This is a genomic window from Nitratireductor basaltis (assembly GCF_000733725.1).
Classification (GTDB): Bacteria; Pseudomonadota; Alphaproteobacteria; order Rhizobiales; family Rhizobiaceae; genus Chelativorans; species Chelativorans basaltis.
This window is the reverse complement of sequence record NZ_JMQM01000001.1, coordinates 1,859,014-1,882,229: the sequence shown is the minus strand read 5'-3', so window position 1 is coordinate 1,882,229 and position 23,216 is coordinate 1,859,014. Positions and strand designations below refer to the sequence as shown.

Genomic DNA, 23,216 nt, shown 5'->3' with positions numbered 1-23,216 from the left:
GCCGATGCATGTGCCGCTCACATCGCTTGCCGGTCATGATGTGCTCTTCGTCATGGCCGCGGAGGCCGAATACGGCCCGCAACTGCGATCTCGCTTCACGCCGCTCATGACCGGCGTGGGACCGGTAGAAGCAGGTGTCTCCGTTGGAGCCGCCTTGGTGACATCGAAGATCGCGGGGCGCTTGCCCCATCTTGTCGTGTCGCTGGGCTCTGCAGGAAGCCGCGAACTTGAACAGACCGGGATCTATCAGGCCTCCACCGTTTCCTATCGTGACATGGATGCTTCACCCTTGGGCTTCCCGAAGGGTATCACGCCCTTCCTCGACCTTCCGGCGGCGCTTGCCTTGCCTCTGCAGCTTCCCGCGATTCCCACCGCCACGCTTTCCACCGGTGCGAATATCGTGAGCGGGAGTGCATATGACACTATCGATGCGCAGATGGTGGATATGGAGACCTACGCGGTTCTGCGTGCCTGCCAGCAGTTCGATGTTCCACTTGTTGCCCTGCGCGGTATCTCCGATGGGGCGGCGGAATTGCAGCACGTAAGTGACTGGACCGAGTATCTCGACATCATCGATGGCAAGCTTGCAGGATGCGTGGATACACTGTCATCCTATCTCGAAACGCACAAACTTCGTGAAGAACGCGATTATGAAGCCTAAGCCCGTTGCGCTTTCGGCCATAAGTTTCTAAAGCCTCGCCATGACGACGCTCAGCCATCCAGACACAGTTCTCATCATCGACTTCGGCAGCCAGGTCACGCAGCTGATCGCGCGCCGTGTGCGCGAAGCCGGGGTCTATTCCGAAATCGCACCTTTCCAGAACGCGGAAGATGCCTTCCATCGGCTCAAGCCGAAGGCGGTCATCCTGTCGGGCAGCCCGGCCTCCACGGTCGATATCGGCAGCCCCCGCGCCCCGCAGGCCATTTTCGACTCCGGCCTTCCCGTCCTTGGCATCTGCTATGGCGAACAGACCATGTGCGCCCAGCTTGGCGGCAAGGTTGAAAGCAGCGATCACCGCGAATATGGCCGCGCCTTCCTCGATGTGCAGGAAGATTGCGCGCTGTTCGACGGCGTCTGGGCGGCTGGTACCCGCCACCAGGTCTGGATGAGCCACGGCGACCGTGTCGCAGCGCTCCCGCCGGGCTTCAAGGTCGTGGCAACATCGTCAGGCGCACCATTTGCGGCCATCGCCGACGAGGAGCGTAAATATTACGCTGTCCAGTTCCATCCGGAAGTGGTCCATACGCCGGACGGCGGCAAGCTGCTCGCCAACTTCGTGCACAAGATTGCGGGCCTGAAGGGCGACTGGACCATGGCCGCCTATCGCGAACAGGCCGTACAGGCAATCCGCGATCAGGTTGGCGACGGCAAGGTCATCTGTGCGCTTTCCGGTGGCGTTGATTCTTCCGTTGCAGCACTTCTGACCCATGAGGCCGTTGGCGATCAGCTCACCTGCATCCTTGTCGATCATGGACTGATGCGGAAGAACGAGGCTGCGGAAGTCGTCCAGATGTTCCGCGAGCACTACAATCTGCCGCTCATCCTGGTAGACGCATCCGACAAGTTCATCGGTCAGCTTGAAGGCGAGGCGGATCCCGAAAAGAAGCGCAAGACGATTGGTCGCCTGTTCATCGAAGTCTTCGAGGAAGAAGCCAGGAAACTTGGCGGCGCGGATTTTCTTGTTCAGGGCACGCTATATCCCGACGTCATCGAAAGCGTTTCCTTCACTGGCGGACCATCGGTCACGATCAAGTCGCACCACAATGTGGGCGGTCTGCCCGAGCGCATGAACATGAAGCTTGTCGAGCCGCTGCGTGAGCTCTTCAAGGACGAGGTTCGCATTCTCGGCAAGGAACTCGGCCTTCCCGACAGCTTTGTCGGACGCCATCCGTTCCCTGGACCGGGCCTTGCCATCCGCTGCCCGGGCGGCGTGACGCGCGAGAAGCTCGACATTCTGCGTGCCGCCGATGCGATCTATCTCGACGAGATACGCAAGGCCGGCCTCTACGACGCGATCTGGCAGGCCTTCGCGGTGCTGCTGCCCGTTCAGACGGTCGGCGTCATGGGTGATGGCAGAACATACGAATTCGTCTGCGCCCTGCGCGCGGTGACTTCGGTCGATGGCATGACCGCGGATTTCTATCACTACGATATGGAGTTTCTCGGCCGTGCGGCGACCCGCATTATCAACGAGGTAAAGGGCATCAACCGCGTCGTCTATGACGTGACGTCCAAGCCTCCCGGCACCATCGAGTGGGAATAAGGGGCAAGGCAGCTGCCATTGTGGCTGTCTGAGACCTCATATCGTGGCATCTGCTGTTCCGGGGCCGCAGCGCTCGCGCATCCATGCAAAACGGGCTTCATCCGTCGTCTGCCCCATTTCGGTCGGTTCCGGCTTCCTTCCCCATGCCGAGCGGCTAACGTGTCGCCAGTATGAGAATCATCGCCAGCGGAAGTTTCGTCCGGCTGGCGGTGGAGAGGGGAGAGCGTCATGGAATTGAAATATCTGGAAGTGGAGATGGACGGCCCGGTGGCGGTGGTCACGCTCTCCCGTCCCGAACGGCGCAATGCCATCAGCGAGGAGATGGTGGTGGAGATCGGCCGTTTCTTTGCCGACCCGCCGGAAGAAGCAAAGACCATCGTTCTGCGTGGCTCTGGCGATCACTTTTGCGCGGGCCTCGATCTCGATGAACATGCCCGCCTGCGCCGCACGCCTGCGCAATTCATGCGCATGTGCCAGAAGTGGCATTGGGCATTCGACCAGATCCAATATGGTGGAACGCCCGTGATCGCAGCCATGCAGGGCGCGGTTGTCGGTGGCGGTCTCGAACTGGCTGCTGCCTGCCATTCCCGCGTGGCCGAACCGAACGCTTTCTTCGCACTGCCGGAAGGACAAAGAGCGATCTTCACGGGTGGCGGAGCAACGGTGCGTGTGGGCCGCATCATCGGTCCCGACCGGATGGTCGACATGATGCTGGCCGCCAGAACCCTCGACGCGAAGCGCGGATATGAGCTTGGCCTGTGCCACGAGATCTCGGACGAGGGCAAGAGCTTCGAGCGCGCAATGGAGATTGCGCAGAGCGCCGCCAGGCATGCACCGCTGTCCAATTACGCGATTGTCACAGCCATCGGCAGGATCAACGACATGTCGACCACCGACGGGCTTTTCGCGGAGAGCCTGATGGCAGGCATCGTGCAAAGCGGTCCTGAAGTGGCTGAAGGTCTCGACAATTTCCTCAAGCGAAAGGCCAGGCGCCTGGAGCCCAAATAGCGCCTCGGCAAGTCCGATCGGTGCAAAGGCTGGCTGCAAGCCTTTCCAAGGCTGACATATTGGGAACATGTGCCACCCAGCATGGGTTATGCTGGGTGAGGCAGGGGCTCGGATGCCCGTGTCAGCCCATATTCCACATGGCCAGAGGAGCCGCTTATGCGTCCCACCATCTTGCACTGGACTTTCACGACTTCTGCCCTTGCAGCTTTGGTTTCGCCACTCATGGCGCAGGCGCTTCCTCAACAGGTTGAGGCCGAAGACTACACGCTGGTCGTGGAGACAGTGGCTGAGGGTCTGTCGTCACCATGGGGTGCGACCTTCCTGCCCGATGGCGCGATGCTGGTGACCGAGCGCACCGGTACGCTGCAGCGCATCGACCCTTCCACCGGTGATGCCACGCTGGTGGAGGGGACGCCGGAAGTCTTTGCGCGGGGGCAGGGCGGTTTGCTTGATGTGGAACTGCATCCCCAATTCTCCGACAACCGTCTCGTCTATCTCACATTTGCCCAGCCGCGCGAGGGAGGTGCTGCAACAGCCGCCGGGCGTGGACGACTGAGCGATGACGGCAACAGGCTTGAGAATTTCGAGGTCATCTTTCAGCAGGAGCCCGCGGTATCGGGTGGCAATCATTTCGGCTCGCGGCTCGCCTTTTCGCCTGACGGGAAGCTGTTCGTTACACTTGCTGATCGTTTCAACCACATGGACGAGGCGCAAAACCCCGCCAATCATCTGGGCACGGTGGTGCGCCTGAATGACGACGGCTCCGTGCCCGGAGACAACCCCTTTGCCGGCGGCAACGAAGGTGCTCCGGAAGTCTGGTCCTATGGTCACCGCAACATACAGGGAGCGGCAATCCATCCTGCCTCTGGTGCCTTGTGGATCTCCGAGTTCGGCCCTCGTGGAGGTGATGAGGTTAATATTCCTGAGGCTGGAGCCAATTATGGCTGGCCGCTGGTCAGCACAGGCAGGCACTATTCCGGGCGGTCCATCCCAGATCCCTCCAGCAAGCCCGAACTGAAACAGGCGGCATATAGCTGGAACCCGGTCATTTCCCCTTCCGGGATCGCGTTCGTACCCGGCGGTCCACTGGAGGCATGGGAGGGAGACCTGCTGCTCGCCGGATTGTCGTCGCAGGCCATCACGCGCCTTGATCTGCAGGGCAGCATGATCAGGGGCGAGGAGCGCATCGAGATGGGGGCGCGCATTCGCGACGTCCTGTTCGATGCCGGTGGCACGCTCTTCGCACTCACCGATGGGCAGGGCGGTGCAGTCATCCGCCTTACGCCGAGCCAGGGCCGTTGACGGTACGGGTCAGCGTTCCTTGATGAGCGCGTCCCGCTCCACATTCAGCTTCACGCAATCGCCTGACACGGACGCAACCTGCTCGGCCAGCACATAGCGATCGGCCGCGAACATGCCGTCCGCATCAAGACGGATGAAGCCCTCCCGCAACATGCGGTCATGCAGAACCTGCGGGATTTCATCAGTGCGGAACGCGTCGAGAATGAGATCGACAAAACTGGACTTGCGTTCATTTGACAGCGGTTCGGTGCCCCCGGCGTCTGCTGTGGGGGTGCTGGGTGTTTCGTCCGACAGATGGACCCATTCGACGGTCCCGATCTCGTGGCCATGCGCATCTTCCACCCGCATGCCTTTGTGAATATCGAACAGTATGTCACTCATGGTGCTTCACTCCTGAACTTTCAGGAGGAAACGGCGCGGGTCATGCCTCAGTTCCCCTTTCCCGTCGCTGTGACCTAGTGGTCCTGAAGGTCCGAAAAAACATTCGGGTTTTCCTGGTGGAACCGCTGCAGTTCCTCAAGCACCGCGTCGATATGCGCCGTCATGGCCGCGCGTGCTGCAACGCCGTCATGGGCCTCGAGGGCGCGCAGTATCTCGACATGTTCGTTATAGGTCAGTGCATGGCGGCGCGGCGATGAGAGCAGCCGGCGCACCCGGTCGAGCGACAGCCGCAGGCTTTCAATGGATTGGCGCAGCCGGGGATAGTCAAGCATGCTGACCATCAGCTCGTGAAAAGCCACATCCAACTCATGAAAGCCGACGCGATCCTCCGCTTCCACTGCAGCTTTCTGGTACCGCATGTTGCGCTTGAGTTCTGCAAGCAGCTGATTGTCCGCGCGTTCTGCTACCGCTTCCGCGATCTCGGCTTCGAGTGCCCGGCGCATGAAGAGATTTTCCTGAACATCCTTCAACCGCACCAGCGCCACGCTGGAGCCGGACTGCGGTCGTATATCCACAAGGCCTTCCAGCTTCAGCCGGTTGAGAGCTTCCGCCACGGGAAAGCGGGAAACACCGAACCGCGCTGTCAGCTCCGCCTTGTCCAGAACCTGGCCGGGGCGCAGTTCCAGGGTGACGATTGCCTGACGCAACTCCTCGGCAACGCGTTCGGTAGCGCCTCCGCGCTTGAGTGGTGTTGTCATTGCAGTGCCCGAAATCGGTGATTTGCCGCTTGATCTCATGCTAACATGTTAGTACGGTTTGTTCCGCAAGGGGAAGCCCCCTTTCTTGCCTCACATCACGAGGAGGTCGTGATTTGAGGGTGGGGGTGGAAATCTTGCTAAGAACTGCCGCGAATGTCCTGCCAGAGGCGGACCGGACAGGCGCGGCTAATCGGGAAAGGTAAGGTGTGGCTGGCAGCCGCGCATGCCTTGATCACATCGGGAGGAAGTACACGTGAAATCATCCCTGCTTTACGCATTCGGTGCGGCTGCGCTTGCAAGCGCCTCGCTTCTGGCAGTGCCTGCACAGGCCGAAACGGTCCTGAAATGGGCGCATGTCTATGAATCGAGCGAGCCCTATCACACCTGCGCTGTTGCCGCGTCCGACAAGCTGAAGGAAGCCACCGACGGTCGCTATTCCATCGAAGTCTTCCCTGCATCTTCGCTCGGCAAGGAAGTCGACATCAATGAAGGTCTCGGTCTCGGCACCGTCGACATCATCTATACCGGCCAGCTCTTCGCCGGCCGCGCCTATGGCCCGATCGCCATCGGCGGCGCGCCCTACATGTTCCGCGACTACGATCACTGGGACAAGTTCCGCAATTCGGACCTCTTTGCCGAACTTTCAGCGGGCTATGAAGAGGCAACCGGCAATCACATCACCTCGCTGACCTATTACGGCGAGCGTCATGCGACTTCGAACAAGCCGCTCAACGGTCCGGAAGACATGAATGGCCTGAAGATCCGCGTGCCCAATGCACCGCTTTACATGATGTTCCCGAAGGCCGTGGGCGCCAACCCGACCCCGATCGCCTTTGCAGAAGTCTATCTGGCTCTCCAGCAGGGCACCGTGGACGCACAGGAGAACCCGCTGCCGACCATTCAGGCCAAGAAGTTCTACGAAGTTCAGTCGAACATCAACCTGACCGGCCACATCACGGATGCGCTTCTGACGATCGTTGGCGGACCGGCCTGGGGTGCCATGGATGAGGCCGACCAGCAGGCACTGGAAGGTGTGCTGGACAACACGGCCGAATGCGCCACCAACGAGATCATCAAGGCGGAAAAGGAACTCGTCCAGTGGTTCCGCGACGAGGGTGTGACGGTGAACGAAGTCGATCGCACGCCATTCCGCGAAGCCACGATGAAGCTTCACATGGGTGAGGACGCAACCTGGGATCAGGAGACCTATGACCGCCTTCAGGCGATCGAATAGGCCTTAGCTCCACAACAGCCGCGTGCCGGTCTCCCGGCACGCGGCAACCCAACGGAATGACTTCAATGGACAACAATTCTGCTGCGCCGGGCGAGGAAGTTCTGCCCGAGGAAGACCTGTCGGACATCCAGTATGACGACGGCGTGGTCTTCATCTTGTTCTGGAGCCTGGCCTTGGTGGTCTTCCTCCAGTTCTTTACCCGCTATGTGCTGAACAATTCCCTCGGCTGGACCGAGGAGATCGCGCGCTTCCTGCTTATCGGCGTCACCTTCTTCGGTGCGGTCATGGCCGTGCGCAAAGAAAGCCACATCGCGGTCGAACTTGCCTATCGTTATTTTCCAAGACGCGTGCGGCAGGGGCTGCAGCTATCGGTTGATGCTGTCTCGCTTGTCTTTTACGCCGTGACGGCCTGGCTTTGCACGGAAATGGCCGGCAAGACCCAGCAGAAGATGGTGTCCATCGACGTGCCGAAATCCGTTGTCTACTGGATTGTCGCCTTCTGCTTTCTCGCGATGGCGCTCTATCAGACGCGGGTCATGTGGCGGCACATGCGTACCGGCACGAGCAGGCTGATAGATCCTGAAAACTACGCCGTTTCCACCGCGAACCTATAGAGACAATCCCATGCTGCTTACCCTGCTTTTTGTCCTGCTGTTCGCGATGATCGTGCTTGGCGTACCCGTCGGCATCTCGCTCGCGGCATCTTCCGCCGTCTTCATCTTTCTGGATGGACGCATTCCCGACGTCGTGGTGATCCACCGCATGGTCAACGGCGTCGATTCCTTCCCGCTTCTGGCGGTTCCCTTCTTCATTCTCGCCGGCAATCTCATGAACACGGCCGGCATTACCGAGCGCATCTTCGACTTTGCCAAGGCCCTTGTCGGCTGGATGCGTGGCGGTCTGGGCCATGTGAATATCGGCGCGTCGGTGATCTTTGCGGGCATGTCGGGTGCTGCCGTTGCCGATGCAGGCGGTCTCGGTGCCATCGAGATCAAGGCCATGCGCGACGCCAAATACGAACCTGGCTTCGCCGTGGGCATAACGGCCGCTTCCTCGACCATCGGGCCCATCATTCCGCCCTCGCTGCCAATGGTGATCTATGGCGTGGTTGCAGGTGCTTCCATCGGTCAGCTATTCGCTGCCGGCCTCGTGCCGGGCCTGCTGATGGCAGTCTCGCTCATGGTGATGGTGGCGTGGTATGCCCGCAAGCGTAATTATCCGCGTGATCAGGCATTCCGCATCAGCATTCTCTACTACACCTTCAAGCGCGCCTTCCTGTCGCTTCTCACGCCGATCATCATCGTGGGCGGTATTCTGACAGGTGCATTCACACCGACCGAAGCTGCAATCGCCGCCTGTGCATGGGCGATGTTTCTGGGCCTTTTCGTCTACCGTTCACTGCCCTGGAAACGTTTCCTGCGGGTTTCCATGGATACGATCGAGACGACCGCAGTGGTGCTCTTCATCGTGGCAGCTGCCTCGATCTTCGCCTGGATCCTGACATCGAACCGCGTGCCGGAGCATTTCGCATCGCTGATCCTGACGGTTTCGGAAAACCCGATCATCGTGCTCCTGCTTATCAACCTGATCCTTCTGGTCGTCGGTTGCTTCATGGAAACGGTGGCGGCAATTACCATTCTGGTGCCGGTGCTCTTGCCGATCGCGATGCAGATGGGGGTCGATCCGGTGCATTTCGGTGTGATCCTCGTGCTCAATCTGATGATCGGCTTGCTCACACCGCCTGTGGGTATGGTGCTCTACGTGCTCTCCCGCGTCTCGAAAGTACCGTTCGAGCGCTGCATGTCGGCCACCCTGCCATTCCTGGTGCCGCTGTTCCTCGTCTTGCTGGCGGTGACCTTCATCCCGGCCGTCACCATGTGGCTGCCCACCCTTATCTATCGTTGACCAACCATGGCGGGGGAGGAGAACTCCCCCGCCGGAGAATTAAGAATGACCAACCACACAGACCGCCCGCCCTTCCTGCGCCTCTCGCAGGAAGACAATGTTGCAGTGGCCAGCCGCAAGCTCGACGCGGGCACGGTGATCGCCGAGGGCGTCAGCACGAATGCACGCATTCCCTTCGGCCACAAATTCGCGGTGCAGCCAATCGCCGACGGCGAAGCGGTGCGCAAGTTCGGTCAGATCATCGGCTTTGCGAAAGGTCCCATAGCGCCTGGCGAATGGGTACACGAACACAATCTGGCCATGGGTGAGTTCGAGCGCGACTACCGCTTCAGCGAGGATGTGCGACCGATCAATATCCTGCCCGAAGAAGAACAGGCGACCTTCATGGGGTATCGCCGTGCCAACGGCAAGGTCGGCACGCGCAACTATATCGGCATCCTCACCAGCGTGAATTGCTCGGCTTCCGTCGCCCGCTTCATTGCGCAGGCGGCCAACAATTCGGGCATGCTGGACGACTATCCGGGTATCGACGGCGTCGTGGCCTTCACCCATGGAACAGGCTGCGGCCTGGCAGACCAGGGCGAGGGTTTCGACATGCTGCGGCGCACGCAGTGGGGCTATGCCGGCCATCCCAATCTCGGGGGCGTGCTCCTCGTCGGTCTTGGCTGCGAGGTCTTCCAGATCGGCCGCATGAAGGAGACCTATGGTATCGAGGAAAACGACCTTTTCCGCACCATGACTATCCAGGACACTGGCGGTACCGCCAAGACCATCGAGCAGGGGCTGGAATATATACGCCAGATGCTGCCTGCAGTCGGCGCGCTCAAGCGCGAGGAAGTGCCCGCATCCCATATCACGCTGGCCCTGCAATGCGGCGGCTCTGACGGGTATTCGGGCATCACCGCCAATCCCGCACTGGGCCTCGCCGCCGATATGCTCGTTCGCAATGGCGGCACTGCGGTTCTCGCCGAGACGCCGGAAATCTATGGTGCGGAGCATCTTCTGACGCGCCGCGCCGTCACGCCAGAAGTGGGCGAGAAGCTGATCGAGCGCATCCGCTGGTGGGAGGACTACACCGCGCGCAACCGCAACGAGATGAACAACAACCCGTCGCCGGGCAACAAGCTGGGTGGTCTGACCACCATTCTTGAAAAGTCTCTTGGTGCGGCGGCCAAAGGCGGATCCACGCCGCTCAACGCCGTCTATGAATATGCCGAACAGGTGAAGGAGAAAGGTTTCGTCTTCATGGACACGCCCGGCTATGACCCGGTTTCGATCACCGGCCAGGTGGCAGGCGGATGCAATGTCGTGTGCTTCACGACAGGACGCGGCTCTGCCTACGGCAACAAGCCGTCACCTTCCATCAAGCTTGCGACCAACAGTGCCATGTATGAACGCATGAGCGGTGACATGGACATCAATTGCGGCGACATCCTCGACGGCGTCAGTCTGGAGGAGAAGGGGCGGCAGATCTTCGAGGAAGTTCTGGCGGTCGCGTCGGGCAAGCGCACCTGCTCGGAAAAGCTCGGCTACGGCGACGCGGAATTCGTGCCATGGCAGATTGGCGCGACGATGTAGCGAGTTCCGCAGCACCGAGACATGAAAAAAGCCGGGGCGGTGACGCTCCGGCTTTTTCTTGTAACCAGCTTGGAACTGGCTGACCCTCAGTATCCGCTCGGGCAAGCGGCCGTGTAACGGCGACCATATTCGTCGCGATAGATACACTGGTTGGAACCTTCCTGGCTACGGCCGATCAGGGCACCGGCAATCGTGCCGACGGCACCGCCGACAATGGCGCCTTCAACCTTGTCGCCAGCAACGAGTGAACCGATGGCGGCACCGCTCGCGCCACCGATGGCAGCACCCTGCTGGGTCGGCGTGCACGCTCCAAGAGCCAGGGCAAAGGGTACCAGAAGCAGTAACTTTTTCATGTGTCTCTCCAAACAAGGCGTTGCAAGCGGGACAATTCGCCACGGGTCTAAAAGTTCCAGATGCCGCTCCAGACTAGCCTTCGGAGCTCACATCCGTCCACCCGTGCTGGCGCTACCTACCGATTTCCGCAGTATTGCAGCAGAGATGCCCCTCCCAAGGAAAGTGGCGGACGCACCGCCACGGAAGATGCTTGAACGGCAATAATGGCAGAAATTTTCCCTAAAAATGTTCAAAAAGCGTCATCACGCGCTAATTCAGGGGTTTAACTGCTGTCGCTTTTGCGACAGGAAAGGCCCTCAACTTGCAGGATGACGCCCCCAGCGGGGTTTCAGCCGCGTCTTGACGGCAAACATCCTACGACCGGCATGTCGCAATTCCGCGACAACTGCCTGCCGGATGAAAAATAGATGGAGTACTTGATGTCTAGTGAATCCGTACAGGAGGATCATGGACTTGAGCCGGGGCAGGACAATGTCCGCATCCTGGGTCTCGACGTTCATAATCCGGTCTTTCCCATTTCGGCGATCCTGATCGTCGCATTCGTGATCCTGACGCTGATCTTCCGCGAAGCTGCCGGTCCGGCACTTGGCGATCTGCGCGTCTGGCTTACCTCGACCTTCGACTGGGTCTTCATGGCCTCGGCCAATCTGTTCGTCATCTTCTGCTTGGTTGTTGCGGTTTCGCCGCTCGGCAAGGTGCGCCTGGGCGGCAAGGATGCGGTCGCGGAATTCTCCTATGCCGGCTGGTTCGCGATGCTTTTCGCCGCGGGCATGGGCATTGGCCTCATGTTCTTCGGCGTACTCGAGCCGATGTACCACTTCAACAACCCGCCGCTCGGCGTCGCGCCGCCTGTGGTGGACGGCGCTGTCGTGGAAGGCGCGGTTGCCGAGGCTCGGGAAATGGGCATGGCTGCGACGATCTTCCATTGGGGTCTGCACCCCTGGGCGATCTATGCGCTGGTCGCACTATCCCTGTCCCTGGCAGCCTACAACAAGGGTCTTCCGCTTTCGGTTCGCTCCGCATTCTACCCGATCTTCGGCGAGCGCGTTCGCGGCTGGATCGGTCATGTCATCGACATCATGGCGGTTTTCGCCACGCTGTTCGGTCTGGCCACATCGCTCGGCTTCGGCGCTTCACAGGCGCTTGCAGGCCTCAATGAGCTCTATGGTGTTCCAAACACCGACACGATGAAGGTGCTTCTCATTCTGGGCATCACCGGCGTGGCACTCATTTCCGTTGTTGCGGGACTGGATGCAGGCGTGAAGCGCCTGTCGGAGATCAACATGGTGCTCGCCGTGCTGCTTCTCCTCTTCGTCATCGTGCTTGGCCCGACGGTCGCGATCCTCTCCGGCTTCTTCAACAACACGGTCGAATACGTCCTTCATCTCCCCGAACTGTCGAACTGGATCGGCCGTGAAGACGAAGACTTCATGCATGGCTGGACCACCTTCTACTGGGCCTGGTGGATTTCCTGGTCGCCATTTGTCGGCATGTTCATTGCCCGCGTTTCCAAGGGCCGCACCGTGCGTGAATTCATCACCTGCGTGCTGATCATCCCGACACTGGTCTCGATCCTCTGGATGTCCACCTTTGGCGGCACTGCCATGGAGCAGTTCCTGGGCCAGGGCTATGAAGGCGTGCAGCAGACGGTCGTCGATTATGTGCCGGAGCTTTCGCTCTTCGCCATGCTGGCCGAGTTGCCGCTTGCATCGATCACCTCGCTGATCGGCATCGTGCTCGTGATCGTCTTCTTCGTGACCTCGTCGGATTCCGGTTCGCTGGTCATCGACACGATCACCGCAGGTGGCAAGATTGACGCTCCGGTCGCGCAGCGTGTCTTCTGGGCCATCTTTGAAGGTCTCGTTGCCATCGTCCTGCTGCTCGGCGGTGGGCTGGCAGCCCTGCAGGCCGGCGCAATCGCAACCGGCTTCCCCTTCGCGATCCTGCTCGTCCTCATGGTCTACGCGGCCTGGAAGGCGCTGATCACCGAGGAACGCTAGAAGCCAGGCAAAGCTGAGCTGATGAAGATGGGCCCTGCCGGCAACGGCGGGGCCCAATCTTTTTGCGCGGGCAGGTGCCTAACCTTTCGAAATGTTCAGTTGTTGTGAACGCTGGAATATGCGACCCGAAGGGGAGTGCTGCATCAACAGGTCACGAGCGACAAGAACCCGATGTTCAGATCCTTCTTTCCTTCGCCCCGTTTCTTCTTCCCCTCCGCCGTCATCTGGAGCCTGCTGGCGATTTTCGGCTGGTATGCGGGAGGGATGGACTATGGTGGCTATCTGGGGCTGCCGGTTGAAGCGCCGGGTGCGGAGCCGGTCATCGGCGTTGGCGTTTTCGTGACACCGCCATTTCTCTGGTTCTATGTCTACTACACCGTTGCCGTGCTGCTTTTTGCAGCCTTCTGGTTCGTGGTCAGGCCCCATCGCTGGCAGCTCTGGTCGGTCCTGGGTTCCGCGCTCATCATCTTCACCACCTATTTCTCGGTGCAGGTCAGCGTGGCGGTGAATGCCTGGTACGGGCCGTTCTATGACCTGATCCAGCAGGCGCTCGCCGGCACTGCGCCCGTGACCGTGGGAGAACTCTATGCCGGCATGGTCTCCTTCGCAGGCATCGCCTTTGTCGGTGTGACGGTCGGCGTGCTCAGCCTGTTCTTCATCAGCCACTGGATCTTTCGCTGGCGCACGGCGATGAACGAATATTACATGCACTACTGGCCCACGCTGAGGCATATCGAAGGTGCCGCACAGCGTGTGCAGGAAGACACGATGCGCTTCTCCACCATCATGGAAAGCCTGGGTGTGAATCTGGTACGCGCGCTTATGACGCTGATCGCCTTCCTGCCGGTGCTCGTGACACTGTCGGAAAATGTCAGCGAATTGCCGATCATCGGCGAGGTGCCTTACGCGCTGGTCATCGCGGCAATCGTCTGGTCGCTCTTCGGCACCGCGTTCCTCGCGCTTGTCGGCATCAAGCTGCCGGGTCTGGAATTCAAGAACCAGCGTGTGGAAGCCGCCTACCGCAAGGAACTCGTTTATGGCGAGGACAATCCCGAACGGGCCCAGCCCCAAACCGTCCGCGAGTTGTTCGACGATGTGCGCCGGAACTATTTCCGGCTCTATTTCCACTACATGTATTTCAACGTGGCGCGCATCTTCTACCTGCAGGCCGACAACATTTTCGGCCTCTTCGTGCTTGCCCCGTCCATTGCCGCCGGGCGTCTGACGCTCGGCGTGATGACGCAGATCCTGAACGTGTTCGAGCAGGTGCGCTCATCCTTCCAGTATCTCGTCAATTCCTGGACGACGATCGTGGAGCTTCTGTCCATCTACAAGCGCCTGAAGACCTTCGAGGCGATCATCTCCGGCGAGCCGATGCCCGAAATCGACCGCGACTTCCACAGCCGCAGGCCGGACGGCCAGCCGGTTCGTCAGGAAGGATAGGCAGGCAGCTGGCGTCAGCCGTCGAGCGCTTCGGCTGGCGCCACTTTCAGATAATCGGTGTAGCTGAGACACCGAACATCTTCTCGTACGCACACGTCACGTGCAAAGCGCTCGAGCGCATCCCAATAGGCCCCGCCATTCATCAAGGTGAAGTGGTAGCCGATCTGCAGCGGTATCCGGTCACCGGACTGCTGTGCATCAAAGGCCGCCTTGAATGCTGAATAGGCGCGCTCTGCGTAGGCCGAGGCATTTTCCGGCTGCTCCTCGCCGCCCGAGTGCCGGACATAAAGATTGTAGTCCATCGCAATCACCGGCTTCTGCTTTGGCCCTTCAGGAATCATTGGAAGCTGGAACGTGACGACGCCGTTTCGGCTACCCGGCATCTGCGGGCCGTTGGAGACGGTGCTTGCGTCATAATCGAAGCCACTCTTCGCCAGAGCCGTGAAGAGGCCTGGGCCCGTCGAAAGATAGGGAGCGCGAAAACCGCGGATCTCGTCTTTGACGAAGCTTGCCCATCCCGCAGGCTCGCCTTCAAGGCCGTTGCTTGTCCAGGCTTCGCGCATCAAGGTCTCGAATTGATCGAACTCCTGAAGCCAGGCCTGAACGCCCCAGCCTCCGCCATCAAAATGGCCACAGCCATGGCTGGCGATCTCGTGTCCTTCCGCCCGCGCATTCCAGATCTGATCGAGGCGGGCCGCGACTTCCGCTTTGCTCTGCGCAAATCCCACATTGGACCGTCCCGCCGCCATCTCCGGAGGCTGGTAACGCGAGCGATCTTCCGCATTCAGGACAAAGACGCAGGAAAGGAAATAGGTGAAACTCGCGCCCGTCTCACGTGCCAGGGCCCGGCTTCGCTCCCACTGCTCGATATGGGAAGCGCCGTCGAAGGAGATAATCACATATTGCGGCTCGCCCGGTTCCAGCTGCGCTTCCTGCGCTGAAAGCGGGGCGGTACCGGCCAGAAGAGCCAGAATCGTACGGAATGTGCGAGCCGGAGATTGAAGCATCAGGAAGATCCCTTGAAGCGAGGTGGGGGAACCCGCCTAAAAGTCGAATGTGGCGGCCTCTTGTCGCCGCGCGGGGAAGTGCACGTGCTTTATCCCGTCCCCATATCTGTGCTAGGCGGTAACTTTCGTGCGCCGTTTTGGTACTGGCGCTCTTCCAAAAGACGCAATTTCCAGTAAAAAGCGCCGGCAAGATAACGTCCGGGCAGCAGTTACCGGCAAGCATTGTTGAACAGTTGAGGCAGGATGTCGGACGACAGTTTCATTCGCGAAGTCAATGAAGAGCTTCGCTCGGATCAGATGAAAGCGCTCTGGACCCGCTACGGCATGCTCGCCGTAGCCGTGGCAGCGCTCGTGATCGTGGGGACGGCGGCCTATGTCGGTTATGACTACTGGTCATCCAACCGCGCCAATGAATCCGGCGACCGTTTTGCCGCTGCCCTCCAGCAGATCGAGGACGGCAACCGTCAGGAAGCCCTTGATGCGCTGAAGCAGCTGGAAGAGGAAGGTTTCGGTGCCTATCCGCTTCTCGCCCGCCTGCGCCAGGCCACCCTGCTGGCGACGGGCGGCGAAGCCGATGCTGCCGTGGAAGAGTTCGATGCCGTGGCTTCCGACAGCTCTGCCCCGCAGGAAATCCGCGACGTAGCCCGCCTGCGCGCCGGCCTTCTGCTGGTCGACAATGGCAGTGCCGCCGATGTTGCAGCCCGAGTGGAGACGCTGACCGGTGACGCACATCCCATGCGCCATCTGGCGCGCGAGGCGCTCGGTCTTGCTGCCATGAAGGAAGACCGCACCGACGAAGCCGTCACCCTCTTCGAGCAGATCACCAACGATGCCGCGGCACCGGCAGGTGTACGCCAACGCGCGGAAGTCATGCTCGAACTGATTACCGCCTCTGGCAAGGCGAACGGATAAGATGGCATTCAAGGTCGCCATTGTCGGACGGCCGAATGTCGGCAAGTCGACGCTTTTCAATCGGCTCGTCGGACGCCGCATCGCCATTGTTGACGACACGCCGGGCGTTACACGTGATCGGCGCGTTCACCCCGGTCGTCTCCAGGACCTGCGTTTCGACGTGGTCGACACGGCCGGCTTCGAGGTTGCCGCTGCCGACACGCTGGAAGGCCGCATGCGTGCGCAGACCGAGGCCGCCATTTCCGAGGCTGATCTCATCGTCTTCATGATGGATGGTCGTGCAGGCCTCATGCCCGATGACCGCGCCTTCGCGGATGTCGTGCGCCGCAGCGGCAAGCCTGTGGTGCTTGCGGTCAACAAGACCGACATCAACAGCGCCGAGGCTGGAGTGCTGGAGGCCTGGAATCTTGGGCTTGGCGAACCTGTGGGTCTGTCCGCCGAGCATGGCCGCGGCATGGTCGAACTGCGCGACGCAATCCACGCTGCCATGGAAGAAGCCGGCGCCTTGGAGGAAGAGGCGGTCGAAGCCCCTGCAGCGGTCGTTGATGCGAACGCCATGGTCGGCGACGATATCGATCCCGATGAGGAAGACCCGGGCTACGACATCACCAAGCCGGTGCGCATTGCTGTCGTGGGACGTCCCAATGCAGGCAAATCCACGCTGATCAACCAGATCATCGGCGAGGATCGCCTGCTGACCGGGCCTGAAGCCGGTATCACGCGTGACTCCATCTCTGTCGACTGGTCATTCAAGGGCCGCGATATCAAGCTGTTCGACACGGCAGGCATGCGCCGCAAGGCAAAGGTGCAGCAAAAGCTCGAAAAGCTTTCCGTTGCAGACACCCTGCGCGCCATCCGTTTCGCGGAAGTGGTGATCGTGGTTTTTGATGCCACAATGCCTTTCGAAAAGCAGGATCTGCAGATCGCCGATCTCATCATGCGCGAGGGCAGGGCACCGATCATTGCCTTCAACAAGTGGGACCTCATCGAGGATCGTCAGGAGACGCTGACCGAGCTTCACGAGAAGACCGCACGGCTTCTGCCGCAGGTGAAGGGCCTGCAGGCCATTCCGATTTCCGCGGAAACGGGCAGGGGCATCGACAAGCTCTTCGATGCCGCCTTCCGTACCCATGAGACCTGGAACCGCCGCATCCCGACGGGTCCGCTCAATCGCTGGCTGGAGCGTGCGACCGCACAGCACCCGCCCCCCGCAGTTGCGGGGCGCCGTCTGAAGGTGAAATTCATCACCCAGATAAAGACGCGCCCGCCGGGCTTTGTCGTCTCATGTTCGCGCCCCGAAGCCATGCCCCAGTCCTATGTGCGTTACCTGACCAATGGTCTGCGCGAGACATTCAACATCACTGGCGTGCCCATCCGCATGGCCCTGCGCACATCCGACAACCCCTATGCGCACAAGGCAAAGAAGAAGCGCTGAGGGGCGGGAACAACTCCTGAAGTTAAGAAATCATTGACCGGGTGCGGGAGGCTGCACCCGGTTTTGTTCTATTCTGGAACGAACAAATCTGCCCGCGTTAACAGCTGATCAAGGTTAACCAATTATCTTTCTGCCGTGGTTGCAAGTTGCGTTGCAGAGAGGTTCGGGGTCCAGTGAGTAGTGTGTCAGTTGCGCCTGAGTTCGCGCGTCCGCAGAAGTCCCGCCTCGCGCCCCTCCTTTTGGGCCTTGGCATCTGGGCAGGTTTTCCAACAGTCGCGGCCTATCAGGACATGGCAAGCATGATTGGCGGCCAGGAGCGGGCAGGTCCGCGCTGGTCGGCTGTCGTGGAAACTGCCGTTGCAGGTTCCGTCCACAAGGCCGAAATGCCCTTCGTGGATGAAAGCCTTTCGACCGGAGCGATATCCGGAGCCGGTGTCGATGCTCCGGGCATCGGCAAGATTGCCTTCAAGACCGCAAAGGCACTCCCACCCGAGACGCCGGATGAGGAGCGCGTCGTGCGCACCGGCAAGCAGGGTCGCCTTGTGCGCGTGGCTCCGGTGCAGCCCCCGCGCTTCTTCAATGCAGGCTCCATTCTTGAGCAGACAGGATCCCTGCTCGAACCTGTTTCCTCACGCGAAGAGCGCATGGCATTCGTGAAGCCGGAATTTCACGGCAAGGAAATCGAGATCGCGACTGCCTTCTACATGAAGAAGAAGGAGCCGGAGATCCCGGATCTGACCCCGCAGGTTGCCGCTCTCATCAACAATGACGAAGTGGATGTACTTGCCGCTGCCTATGCACCGGCCAGGCCCGATTATTCGAAGGCTTCACCCTTTGCCAGCATTCTGCGTGAGGAGAAGCAGGCCGGCCGCTTCATTCCACCGAATGCGGACAAGGATTTCTCCTGGATGCGCCGTCCGCTGCCCGAAGACGTCTTCTCTTCGCGCGAACAGCAATGCCTTGCTGCCGGTATCTATTTCGAGGCGCGTGGCGAACCGGTGAAGGGGCAGGCCGCAGTCGCCCAGGTGATCCTCAATCGCGTGCGCAACCCGACCTATCCCGATTCAATTTGCGGCGTGGTCTATCAGAACGACCACTGGCGCAACCGCTGCCAGTTCTCCTTCGCTTGCGACGGCATCAAGGATCGCGTGGCAAGCCCCGCCCACTACAAGGTGGCCGAAGAAGTGGCAGAGGCTGTGACAGCTGGTCGCATCTGGCTCGAGGAGGTCGGGTCTTCCACGCACTATCACGCCAACTATGTGAACCCGCGCTGGGCCCATGCCATGCAGCGCATGAAGCAGATCGGGCGCCATATCTTCTATCGCACCCATAATGGTGGCTGGAACTGAGCACAAAAGGGGCGATTCCTGCCCCTCTTCATGCGCCTTGAAGTCCTTTCTCGGCGCGCTCAAGCCCAAATAATTGATTTTCCTAGAAAATTCCCTCTGTGCAGGTCGCGTTTCAGTGGCTTGACGGTTTGCGGACCGGTCACTATGTTGCGCGCGACTTTGCAGCCTGATGCTGCTGAGCGGTAACCGGCAAGGAGGTTGCTGTGGCAAACGGGGAAAAGCCGAACGATCTGGATCGTCGGCGCCAGGACCTGGAAGCCGCATTGGCAGCCAAGAGGCCCAAGCCGCAGGCGGCAGAAAGCGCGAAGACCGGCACGATGAACGGTATGGGAAATGCCTTGCGGCTTTCCAGCGAATTCGTTGCAGGTGTTCTCGTCGGGGCGGGGATCGGCTGGTTCATTGATGAATTTGCCGGGACATCGCCCTGGGGCTTGATCATTTTCCTGCTTCTTGGTTTTGGAGCAGGTGTTCTCAATGTCCTGCGATCCGCAGGATTGGTTGCTGATTTCGGGGCGGAAAACGTCAATGACGATTCCGACCGAGGGGCGAATTAGCCGGCCATTGGCCGCAAATCGACGACGAGGGGATTTCAGTGGCGAACGACCCGATCTCACAGTTCCAGATCTCGAAGCTCATTCCGATCGAGATTGGTGGCCTGGATTTCTCCTTCACCAATTCCGCTGCCTTCATGGTGGCGACGGTCGCAGCAGCTGGCGCGTTCCTTTACCTCACGACCTCCAGCCGTGGTCTGGTGCCAGGGCGTCTGCAGTCCATTTCCGAGATGGCTTACGAGTTCATCGCGTCCATGTTGCGTGATTCAGCCGGTTCGAAGGGCATGCATTTCTTCCCGCTGGTCTTCTCGCTCTTCATGTTCGTGCTGGTGGCCAACCTGCTTGGCATGGTTCCCTACTTCTTCACCGTCACGAGCCACATCATCGTGACCTTCGCCCTGGCGATGCTGGTGATAGGTACGGTCATCATTTACGGTTTTGCCAAGCACGGTCTTGGCTTCCTCAAGCTTTTCGTGCCTTCCGGTGTGCCTGCGGCCGTTCTGCCGCTCGTCGTGCTCATCGAGGTGGTCTCCTTCCTGTCGCGTCCGGTCAGCCTTTCGGTTCGTCTGTTCGCCAACATGCTGGCAGGCCACATCACGCTGAAGGTTTTTGCTGGCTTCGTCGCATCCATGGGTGCGCTTGGTGCAGCCGGTGCTGCTGGCGCGGTTCTTCCGCTTGCCATGGTCATCGCGCTTACCGGTCTCGAATTTCTGGTGGCCTTCCTGCAGGCCTATGTCTTCGCCATCCTGACCTGCATGTATCTCAATGATGCAGTCCATCCGGGCGGCCACTAGGAAAAGGTCATCGGCGCTCGCGCCGCATGTTCAATCACAGGCAATCTGATCCATAAGGAGTTCAAAATGGAAGTAGAAGCAGCAAAGGCAATCGGCGCCGGTATCGCTTGTTTCGGCATGGCTGGTGCAGCCCTCGGCCTTGGCAACATCTTCGGTTCCTACCTGTCGGGCGCACTGCGCAACCCGTCGGCAGCTGACGGCCAGTTCGGCCGCCTCGTCTTCGGCTTCGCCGTGACGGAAGCACTGGGCATCTTCTCGCTGCTCATCGCTCTGCTCCTGCTCTTCACCTAATAGAGCTCGAGACTAGCCAGGCCGGCTTCAGGCCGGCCACGTGCTGCAAGGGCAGGGACAAGATGCTCCTGCCCGATGCACGAAAGGCTTATGCAGATCAGTGGCACCGCAGCAAGCGGTGCCAGCCTGCCTTAGCCTTTGTGAAAGTTGATTAGGGGCAGCGCCCGAGAGGAAGGCCATGTTCGTGGCATCGGCATATGCACAGTCGGCCGACGCGGTCGACGAAACACATTCAGAGACCGGCGTTGCGGGCGAAGCTGGCCATGAGGCCGGATTCCCGCCCTTCGACGCGGCAACCTTTCCATCCCAGCTTCTTTGGCTGGCGATAACCTTCGGGCTTTTCTACCTTTTCCTGAAAAAGGTCGTCCTGCCACGCATCGGTAGCATTCTGGAAGTGCGGCGTGACCGCATCGCCCAGGATCTCGATCAGGCAGCACGCATGAAGGAAGAGGCCGACGCTGCCGTCGCAGCCTATGAGCAGGAACTGGCAGAAGCACGCAAGCGTGCCGGCTCCATCGCCCAGGAAGCGCGCGATGAAGCCAAGGCCGATGCAGAAGCCGAGCGCCGGCAGGTTGAGAAGAGCCTTGAAGAAAAGCTCGCTACAGCCGAAAGCCGCATCGCAGAGATCAAGAAGACCGCTCTTGGTGACGTCAGCACCATAGCGGCCGAGACTGCCGAAACCATTGTCGCCGAACTGGTTGGCGCAAAGGTTGACAAGGCGACGCTCGACAGCGCCGTGAAGCGCGCAGAAGGCTAGGAGAGGACCATGGACGCCACATTCTGGGCCCTTGTCGGCCTCGTCATCTTCCTCGCGATCATGGCCTATCTCAAGGTGCCGGGCATGATCAACGGCTCCCTCGACAAGCGTGCGGACCGCATCCGCAACGAGATCGAGGAAGCTCGTCGTCTGCGTGAAGAGGCACAGCAGCTTCTGGCCGAATACCAGCGCAAGCGCCAGGAAGCCGAGCAGGAGGCGCAGGACATGGTGTCCGCTGCCAAGCGCGAAGCCAAGCAGATCGTCGCCGAGGCCAAGGAAAAGACCGAGGAATATGTCGCGCGCCGCACGGCACTCGCAGAGCAGAAGATCGCTCAGGCGGAGCGCGACGCCGTCAACGAGGTTCGCTCGCTGGCCGTCGACGTCGCTGTCGCTGCAGCCGGCAACATCCTCGCCGACAAGGTCGACGGCGCAAAGAGCGCCGAGCTCTTCAAGGACGCTCTGGGTCAGGTGAAGGCAAAGCTGAACTAGGCGCTACCTTCCCCTCAACAAAACGAACCGCCGCAAGCCAAGCTTCCGGCGGTTTTTTTGTGACGACAGCGCCCGGGATGGCGGAGGAGCTTGCGCCAGGCACACCCCCCTCTGCCTTGCCAGGCATCTCCCCCACAAGGGGGGAGATTGCTCCCGTCGATCGCGGCTATCTTCCGTACAAGCGAGGCGCATTGCGCACGGGCCGGCGAATCTCCCCCTGAAAGGGGAAAACTGCTTGCCGCAACGCTGGCTACCTTCCGTATTAACGAAGTGCACAGCGTTCCTGCCAGCGAATCTTCCCACCCGTGGGGGGTGAGTAGCGGTTGACCGCAGGTCAAGGCAAAGCCAACCATTTGGCTTTGTCAGCGCCCGAACGCGCGGAGTGAAAGCGGAGCGCAGTCCGTCAGCACAGAGGGGGGCGTGCCGCGCGCGATTGGACCCGGAAACCAGCACTCCGTCATCCCGGAAGCAGCAGGCTATCCGGGACCCATTGGAAGATGACCGTGAAGCAGAGCCCGGTCTCGGGTGCCCGTCCGCCGCTGCCTGCGCCTTCTGCGCAGAACGGCCGTGCCCCTCAATAGGTACCGACTCTCGCTATGTTCGACCGGGATGGTGGGTTGGCAATGCCGATGACCCATCCAGGCGTGGTCAGCTGGCCAACAGATCCAGAGATTTCAGTGGGGCAAAGCTCATGCGGTGGATGCGGTGCACGGGGCCATGTTGATTGATGGCGTCGCGGTGGCGCCTGGTGGCATAGCCTGCGTGGCTGTCAAAGCCGTAATGCGGTTGGCAATGCCCGGTGCGCGTCATCATTCGGTCGCGTGTGACCTTGGCGATGATCGAGGCTGCCGCGATGGACTGGGAGCGTTGGTCCCCTTTAACGACGGCCTTGCAGGGGCAGTTGAGGCCGGGCGGAATGTCGCGACCGTCGGCAAGAGCGAAGCGCGCAGGTGTGCAAAGGCCGTGAAGTGCGCGGCGCATGGCTTCAAGGGAAGCAAGGCGGATATCGGAAGCATCGATGCTTGCTGCACAAACCGAGGCGACTGACACCGAAACGGCTGCATCCAGAACCTGGACGAAGAGTGCCTCGCGCATCTCTGCAGACAGCCTTTTGGAATCATCAAGCCCATCGGGCAGCCGATTTGCGTCAAGGATGACTGCTGCGGCGACGACTGGGCCCGCCAGCGGTCCGCGCCCTGCCTCATCCAGCCCGGCAACAGGTGCCGTCCCATCGCGCATGATACCATGTTCGAGGCTGTAGTCCGGCCGGATCGGCAGGTCAAAAAGGAGCGGAGAATCGGAACGCGAGCGAGACATGGTGCGGCGAAACTCGCATCGCTTCCGATTCTCCGCAAGCCCTTCCGGTGGAGTTGTGGGGCATCCGGAAAGGCTCCGTCGGCCCGG

General features: G+C 60.4%; 23 protein-coding genes. 18 read left to right on the top strand and 5 right to left on the bottom strand.

The annotated features are described in order from the left end of the window. Positions 1-4 precede the first annotated feature (4 nt). The 4 genes from EL18_RS09130 to EL18_RS09115 all read left to right on the top strand — a co-directional run bounded on the left by EL18_RS09130 (position 5) and on the right by EL18_RS09115 (position 4,574). Positions 5-661, top strand: coding sequence for a 5'-methylthioadenosine/S-adenosylhomocysteine nucleosidase (locus tag EL18_RS09130; protein ID WP_036482102.1), 657 nt, complete (start codon positions 5-7; stop codon positions 659-661). A gap of 40 nt (positions 662-701) precedes the next feature. Next, positions 702-2,264, top strand: a complete 1,563-nt coding sequence (guaA, locus tag EL18_RS09125) for a glutamine-hydrolyzing GMP synthase (protein ID WP_036482101.1) — start codon at positions 702-704, stop codon at positions 2,262-2,264. A 228-nt stretch (positions 2,265-2,492) separates the two neighbouring features. Next, on the top strand, positions 2,493-3,272 hold the full coding sequence (locus EL18_RS09120; protein ID WP_036482099.1) for a crotonase/enoyl-CoA hydratase family protein: 780 nt from the start codon (positions 2,493-2,495) through the stop codon (positions 3,270-3,272). Positions 3,273-3,428: 156 nt separating this feature from the next. Further along, positions 3,429-4,574 (top strand): PQQ-dependent sugar dehydrogenase, encoded by a 1,146-nt coding sequence (locus EL18_RS09115; RefSeq protein WP_036482096.1) that lies wholly within the window; start codon positions 3,429-3,431, stop codon positions 4,572-4,574. A 9-nt stretch (positions 4,575-4,583) separates the two neighbouring features. Here EL18_RS09115 and EL18_RS09110 read toward each other — a convergent pair whose 3' ends face one another. Together EL18_RS09110 and EL18_RS09105 are read right to left on the bottom strand one after the other, a co-directional pair. Then, a complete protein-coding gene (locus tag EL18_RS09110) occupies positions 4,584-4,955 on the bottom strand; it encodes a hypothetical protein (RefSeq protein WP_036482094.1) in 372 nt (123 codons plus the stop codon). Positions 4,956-5,029: 74 nt separating this feature from the next. Next, complete coding sequence (locus tag EL18_RS09105) at positions 5,030-5,713, bottom strand: GntR family transcriptional regulator (protein ID WP_051913942.1); 684 nt, start codon at positions 5,711-5,713, stop codon at positions 5,030-5,032. Positions 5,714-5,966: 253 nt separating this feature from the next. On the opposite strand from EL18_RS09105, the gene EL18_RS09100 reads away from it, so the two are divergent. From EL18_RS09100 to EL18_RS09085, 4 genes are all read left to right on the top strand, one after another. Further along, entirely contained in the window at positions 5,967-6,947 is a 981-nt protein-coding gene (locus EL18_RS09100; protein ID WP_036482091.1) for a sialic acid TRAP transporter substrate-binding protein SiaP, read from the top strand. Positions 6,948-7,012: 65 nt separating this feature from the next. Next, on the top strand, positions 7,013-7,561 hold the full coding sequence (locus EL18_RS09095) for a TRAP transporter small permease (RefSeq protein WP_244444539.1): 549 nt from the start codon (positions 7,013-7,015) through the stop codon (positions 7,559-7,561). 10 nt (positions 7,562-7,571) lie between these two features. Beyond that, entirely contained in the window at positions 7,572-8,852 is a 1,281-nt protein-coding gene (locus EL18_RS09090; RefSeq protein WP_036482089.1) for a TRAP transporter large permease, read from the top strand. A 45-nt stretch (positions 8,853-8,897) separates the two neighbouring features. After that, on the top strand, positions 8,898-10,430 hold the full coding sequence (locus tag EL18_RS09085) for a UxaA family hydrolase (RefSeq protein ID WP_036482086.1): 1,533 nt from the start codon (positions 8,898-8,900) through the stop codon (positions 10,428-10,430). A gap of 86 nt (positions 10,431-10,516) precedes the next feature. Here the strand turns inward: EL18_RS09085 and EL18_RS09080 are convergent, their stop codons facing one another. Then, positions 10,517-10,783: a YMGG-like glycine zipper-containing protein gene (locus EL18_RS09080; protein ID WP_036482084.1), complete on the bottom strand. Its 267-nt coding sequence runs from the start codon at positions 10,781-10,783 to the stop codon at positions 10,517-10,519. A gap of 420 nt (positions 10,784-11,203) precedes the next feature. Here EL18_RS09080 and EL18_RS09075 point away from each other — a divergent pair, with 420 nt between their 5' ends. Then, positions 11,204-12,784 (top strand): BCCT family transporter, encoded by a 1,581-nt coding sequence (locus EL18_RS09075; RefSeq protein ID WP_036482081.1) that lies wholly within the window; start codon positions 11,204-11,206, stop codon positions 12,782-12,784. A 171-nt stretch (positions 12,785-12,955) separates the two neighbouring features. Beyond that, positions 12,956-14,227: a peptide antibiotic transporter SbmA gene (gene sbmA, locus EL18_RS09070; RefSeq protein ID WP_051913938.1), complete on the top strand. Its 1,272-nt coding sequence runs from the start codon at positions 12,956-12,958 to the stop codon at positions 14,225-14,227. A gap of 14 nt (positions 14,228-14,241) precedes the next feature. Here sbmA and EL18_RS09065 read toward each other — a convergent pair whose 3' ends face one another. After that, the gene (locus tag EL18_RS09065) at positions 14,242-15,234 is read right to left on the bottom strand and encodes a polysaccharide deacetylase family protein (RefSeq protein WP_051913936.1); all 993 of its coding nucleotides are present in this window, start codon (positions 15,232-15,234) and stop codon (positions 14,242-14,244) included. Positions 15,235-15,477: 243 nt separating this feature from the next. Between EL18_RS09065 and EL18_RS09060 the strand changes: the two genes are divergently transcribed. From EL18_RS09060 to EL18_RS09025, 8 genes are all read left to right on the top strand, one after another. Beyond that, positions 15,478-16,146: a tetratricopeptide repeat protein gene (locus EL18_RS09060; RefSeq protein WP_036482078.1), complete on the top strand. Its 669-nt coding sequence runs from the start codon at positions 15,478-15,480 to the stop codon at positions 16,144-16,146. 1 nt (position 16,147) lies between these two features. Further along, entirely contained in the window at positions 16,148-17,581 is a 1,434-nt protein-coding gene (gene der, locus EL18_RS09055; RefSeq protein WP_036482075.1) for a ribosome biogenesis GTPase Der, read from the top strand. A 173-nt stretch (positions 17,582-17,754) separates the two neighbouring features. Next, entirely contained in the window at positions 17,755-18,930 is a 1,176-nt protein-coding gene (locus EL18_RS09050; RefSeq protein WP_051913934.1) for a cell wall hydrolase, read from the top strand. 203 nt (positions 18,931-19,133) lie between these two features. Beyond that, a complete protein-coding gene (locus EL18_RS09045; protein ID WP_036482069.1) occupies positions 19,134-19,484 on the top strand; it encodes an AtpZ/AtpI family protein in 351 nt (116 codons plus the stop codon). A 38-nt stretch (positions 19,485-19,522) separates the two neighbouring features. Then, positions 19,523-20,275: a F0F1 ATP synthase subunit A gene (locus EL18_RS09040; protein ID WP_036482067.1), complete on the top strand. Its 753-nt coding sequence runs from the start codon at positions 19,523-19,525 to the stop codon at positions 20,273-20,275. A gap of 66 nt (positions 20,276-20,341) precedes the next feature. Then, a complete protein-coding gene (locus EL18_RS09035; protein WP_036482065.1) occupies positions 20,342-20,566 on the top strand; it encodes a F0F1 ATP synthase subunit C in 225 nt (74 codons plus the stop codon). Between the two features lie 178 nt (positions 20,567-20,744). After that, complete coding sequence (locus EL18_RS09030) at positions 20,745-21,323, top strand: F0F1 ATP synthase subunit B (protein ID WP_036482063.1); 579 nt, start codon at positions 20,745-20,747, stop codon at positions 21,321-21,323. 9 nt (positions 21,324-21,332) lie between these two features. Next, on the top strand, positions 21,333-21,812 hold the full coding sequence (locus tag EL18_RS09025) for a F0F1 ATP synthase subunit B (protein WP_036482061.1): 480 nt from the start codon (positions 21,333-21,335) through the stop codon (positions 21,810-21,812). A gap of 648 nt (positions 21,813-22,460) precedes the next feature. Here the strand turns inward: EL18_RS09025 and EL18_RS09020 are convergent. Beyond that, positions 22,461-23,129 (bottom strand): ribonuclease HII, encoded by a 669-nt coding sequence (locus tag EL18_RS09020; RefSeq protein WP_036482058.1) that lies wholly within the window; start codon positions 23,127-23,129, stop codon positions 22,461-22,463. Between the last annotated feature and the right edge of the window lie 87 nt (positions 23,130-23,216).